Annotated in this window: 4 protein-coding genes; 3 read left to right on the top strand and 1 reads right to left on the bottom strand. The window is 65.6% G+C overall.

Annotated elements, in window-relative coordinates:
• The first annotated feature begins 239 nt into the window (after positions 1 to 239).
• Positions 240 to 1694, top strand: coding sequence for an amino acid permease (locus FV228_RS20575; protein ID WP_147856318.1), 1455 nt, complete (start codon positions 240 to 242; stop codon positions 1692 to 1694).
• Here FV228_RS20575 and moaB read toward each other — a convergent pair.
• Positions 1684 to 2241, bottom strand: a complete 558-nt coding sequence (gene moaB, locus FV228_RS20570) for a molybdenum cofactor biosynthesis protein B (protein ID WP_147856317.1) — start codon at positions 2239 to 2241, stop codon at positions 1684 to 1686. The two genes, FV228_RS20575 and moaB, sit on opposite strands and share 11 nt — an antisense overlap.
• 851 nt (positions 2242 to 3092) lie before the next feature.
• Here moaB and FV228_RS20565 point away from each other — a divergent pair.
• Positions 3093 to 4013 (top strand): aspartate/glutamate racemase family protein, encoded by a 921-nt coding sequence (locus FV228_RS20565; protein ID WP_187277835.1) that lies wholly within the window; start codon positions 3093 to 3095, stop codon positions 4011 to 4013.
• Positions 4014 to 4171: 158 nt separating this feature from the next.
• On the top strand, positions 4172 to 4796 hold a 625-nt coding region (maiA, locus tag FV228_RS20560), incomplete at its 3' end, for a maleylacetoacetate isomerase (protein ID WP_147856315.1).

The following is a 4796-nucleotide window of genomic DNA, read 5'->3' as shown; positions in this document are numbered from 1 at the left end:
GGCCGGCGACGTGGTGCGGCGTGAGGCGCTGCGGGCCGGCGCGACGTTCGCACCCCGGCTCAAGGTCCGGCCGCTCATCGCCCGGATCGACCGGCCCTGATCGACAGAATGTCGCAGCTCGACTTGTCGTTATCGGCTTAATATTTTTGAAAACTCCTGGCGCGACGGCAGGAAACTTGCTGAATTGGAGGCTATAGGCGCGCGCCGATCCCCGTTGCGCCGCCGGGAGGGATACGACGATGGACTCCTCGGGCCTGATGGGGCGGAAGTCCGTCGACGACATCCTGGAGAGCGGCGAGGGCGAGCAGCAGCTCTCGAAATCGCTCGGGGCGCTGTCGATCACCGCGATGGGCATCGGCGCGATCATCGGCGCCGGCATCTTCGTGCTTACCGGCACGGCGGCGGCCCAATATGCCGGGCCGGGCATCATGCTGTCCTTCGTGCTCGGCGGCATCGCCTGCGCGTTCGTCGGCCTCTGCTACTCCGAGATGGCCGCGCTGATCCCGGTGGCGGGATCGAGCTACACCTACACCTACGCCACGCTCGGCGAGTTCTTCGCCTGGCTGATCGGCTGGGACTTGATCCTCGAATACGCCATGGGCGCGGCCACGGTGGCGGTGGGCTGGTCGGGCTACGTCACGAGCCTCCTGAAGGACGTCGGCCTCGTGATCCCGGCCCGGTTTGCACATGCGCCGGGCACGGCGATCGACGGCGGCGGCACCGCCCTGTTCAACCTGCCGGCGGTGGTGATCGTGGCCCTGGTTACGATCCTGCTGTTGCGCGGCACCAAGGAATCGGCGCGGTTCAACAACATCATGGTGGCCGTGAAGCTCACCGTGGTGGTGGCCTTCATCGCGCTCGGCTGGGGCCATGTCGACACCGCCCACTGGAGCCCGCTGATCCCGCCCAACGAGGGTACCTTCGGGGAGTACGGCTACAGCGGCATCCTGCGCGGCGCGGGCGTGGTGTTCTTCGCCTTCATCGGCTTCGACGCGGTGTCCACAGCCGCCCAGGAGGCGCGCAAGCCGCAGAAGGACATGCCGATCGGCATCCTCGGCTCGCTGATCGTCTGCACGATCCTGTACGTGCTGGTGGCCGCGGTCCTCACCGGGCTGGTGCCCTACAAGGAGCTGAACGTCCCCGACCCGATCGCCAAGGGCGTCGACGTGATCGGCATCGGCTGGTTCGCCCTGCTGATCAAGCTCGGGGCGCTCACAGGCCTGACCACGGTGATCCTGGTCCTACTCTACGGCCAGAGCCGGATCTTCTTCACGATGGCCAATGACGGGCTGCTGCCGAAGCTGTTCGCCCACGTCCACCCAACCTATCAGACTCCGTATCGCAGCCAGGCGCTGATCGGGACCGTGGTCGCCCTCGTGGCGGCGCTGGTGCCGATCAACATCCTGGGGGAGATGGTGAGCATCGGAACGCTGGCCGCCTTCATCCTGGTCTGCGGCTCGGTGATCTACCTGCGGCGGACCGACCGGCACATGAAGCGGCCGTTCCGGGTTCCCGCCGTGCCGGTGGTGCCGATCCTCGGAATCCTGTTCTGCCTGCTGCTGATGGCCGGCCTGCCCCTCGATACCTGGCTGCGCCTGGTGATCTGGATGGGGATCGGGCTCGTGGTCTACTTCTTCTACGGCCGCAGGCACTCGGTCCTGCGCCGCAAGGAAGGCAACGCGGTCACGCCGTGATGCTGGCGCCCCGCCGGAGGTGTTCGTCGAGCCGCGGCATGATCTCGACGAAGTTGCAGGGGCGGTGCCGATAGTCGAGCTGCTGGGCCAGGATGCCGTCCCAGGCGTCCCGGCAGGCCCCGGGCGAGCCCGGCAGCACGAACAGGTAGGTCGCCTGCGCGACTCCGGCGGTGGCCCGGGATTGCAGGGTCGAGGTGCCGATCTTGTCGTACGAGATCCGGTGGAACACCGCGGAAAAACCGTCCATCCGCTTCTCGAACAGCGGCTCCAGGGCCTCCGGGGTCACGTCGCGCCCGGTGAAACCGGTGCCGCCGGTGGTGATCACCACGTCGACCGTCGGCTCGCGCAGCCAGGCCTCCACCTGCGCGCGGATCGCCGGGATCTCGTCCGGCACGATGGCCCGGGCGGCAAGCCGGTGGCCGGCCTCCGTGAGGCGCTGGCTCAGCGTGTCGCCCGAGCGATCGTCCGCCATCCGGCGGGTATCCGAGACGGTGAGCACCGCAATCCCCAGCGGGATGAAGCGACGTGAATCGGGCTGATCGGCCATCGTGAGCGCTCTCCGGGACGGTCATCCGATATGGGCCGGCGGGCCGGACTTGTCGCCCCCCTCGGGCTGCCGCCTCGGGCGCCCCCGGCCGGGGCGGAAACCTCTCCGGGAACGCCGCATCTGTCCGCGCCCCTCGATCACCGCGCCCGTCGATCCGGCGATCGGATCGTCGCTGGCACGGTGGGAAGCGAACCGCATCGGCACGGCCTCCAGGCAATCAACCAACGCGACGCGGCATTTCCTCTTTGGAATAAAGCTATTCTAAGGTTGCCGGCGCAACAATTTCGATCACGGAATTTTGAAATAGACCGATAGCTCAGGTGACGTCTTGGCTCAGTTGCGTAGGATGGGGCCAAGACTGAATCCCGCCGATGCCCATCGTTCAAGCCGCATGCCAAACGAGGAAAAACTAGTCCTTCTCTGTATCAAAAATATTGGCATTGGCAGCCATAAAGTCTTTGACTTTTCTTTCGACGAGATCACTGTGAACAAGCCGGAGCGTTATCGTTCGTTACGACTCGTCGCAGACTGACACGATAGGCAGTCTTTCTCGCGCCGACATAGAAGCCGAGATCCTGTCCCGGTTCCGAAACGACAATCCGAGCGGGAGTTTTGCGCGCGAATCGGGTCGAGGTCTTCGTTCGGCGATCAGACCTATCGAACCTGGACGAACCGCGTCCGGGCTCGAACATCGATCCTATTCGCGTCCAACACCCCTCTCGCAAGTCATTGGCACCGCCCGGGATCGAGCACAGAACGGGCGATGCTCCGCACATGTTCCAGCGCATCCAGGTTGAACTGTATCCCGGATGGCGGACACATCGTCATGACGCTGAATGGGGGAGCGCAAGATGATTTCCGTCTCTAGAAAATTAGGCGTCCTCGGGGGATTGAGCCGTCCTTCGACGATCAGAGATCACAATCTGATCAACCGTGAAGTTCTCGATCTGACCTGCAATCGCGCCACCGCAAACCTTATCACGTGGAGCTTCGATCCGGATACGATCGTTCATCTCCTCTCGCAGGACGGCTGGCCCGCGATCGCCCATCAGATCGAGGAAGCCGTAGCCAATCTTCTGCTGGAGGGCGTCGACGGGCTGATGATCACCAGCGACACCCTTCACTGCGTTCTCGAGCGGGAGTCGGTCCATCTCGCCGTGCCGGTGCTGCACATCCGGGACGCCTTGATCGAGGAGATCCGGCGGTTGTCCCTGAAGAAGATCGGGTTCATCGGGACTTCCGTGACGATGAGCAACTCCTATTACGGGGATCTGATCCGCGGACATCACGATGTGGATGTGGTGCTTCCGAACCAGAATCTGTGGGTCAACATCGACTACTCAGTCTGCAATCGGATCTACAACGGCGAGTGCACGGCGCTCGAACTCGAAACTTACAACCAGATCATGACGGACTTCGAAGCGCAGAACGTCGACGGAATCGTCGTCGCCTCATCGGAGATCGCCCTGGCGTTCAACAAACCGCATGCGGTCCCGGTCCTGCACACGGCCCGGATCCATGCCGCGGCGGCGGCGCGGTGGTGTGTCGCCGGCCACGACATCGTGCGCCCGGAACTGCCGCGATACGACGAGTTGCGGTCCGTGTCGGCGGGATCGCACGACGTGATCGCCGACGACACGTCAAAAATTCCCGTGACGCTGCCTTATTCCGACAGCCTGCCCTATCCCCACAACGTCAAGCGCAAAGGTAAGCGCAAGACTGGCGCGTCGCTGCGGGCATCGGTGGGCGAACAGCGGGCGCCCGGCTCGTAGCGGGGGCCCTTCCGCCGGAGGATCGTAGCGCCGTGCGATCGGTGGTGTAGCGACGCGGCGCCGGCCCGTCCCGCCCGACGTGACTTGCCGCAGGCGACGAATCGCGGTGTCTTCGCGCGTCAGTGGCGCCGAAGGCACCGCAGTTCGGAACCCCACCCATGCACATGTACGGCAACTGGCGCTCCGCCGCGGCCTTCCGGGTCCGGATTGCCCTGAAGCTGAAGGGCCTCGCCTACGAGGAGACCTTCATCGACCTCGACGCCGGCGACCAGCACAAGCCCGAGTTCCGCAGGATCAACCCGCAGGGTGCGGTGCCGGCCCTGTTCGACGGGGACGGGCCGCCGCTGACCCAATCCCTGGCGATCCTCGATTACCTGGAGGAGACGCGGGGCGGCGTTCGCCTGCTGCCGGACGAGCCGCGGGCGCGGGCCCGGGCACGCTCCCTCGCCCAGGTCGTGGCCTGCGACACCCACCCGCTTTACGTGCCCCGCGTCCGCACGTTCCTGATGGAGGAGTACGGGCTGCCCCGGGAGCGGATGCTGGCCTTCCTGCGCAACGCGTTCGAGACCGGCCTGACGACCCTCGAGACCCGACTCGCCACCGAGGACGGGACCGGCCGCTTCTGCCAGGGCGACACGGTGAGCCATGCCGACCTGTGCCTCGTCAGCCTCTGGGTCGGGACCGGCATCTTCGGGATCGACACGGCCGCCTACCCGACGGTCGCCCGGATCGCCGAGGCCTGCCTCGCCCTGCCGGCGGTCGCCGAGGCGCATCCCCTGCGCC

The organism is Methylobacterium sp. WL18 (genome assembly GCF_008040015.1).
Classification (GTDB): domain Bacteria; phylum Pseudomonadota; class Alphaproteobacteria; order Rhizobiales; family Beijerinckiaceae; genus Methylobacterium; species Methylobacterium mesophilicum.
The sequence above is the reverse complement of the archived record's forward strand: the minus strand, read 5'-3'. Positions and strand labels throughout refer to the sequence as shown.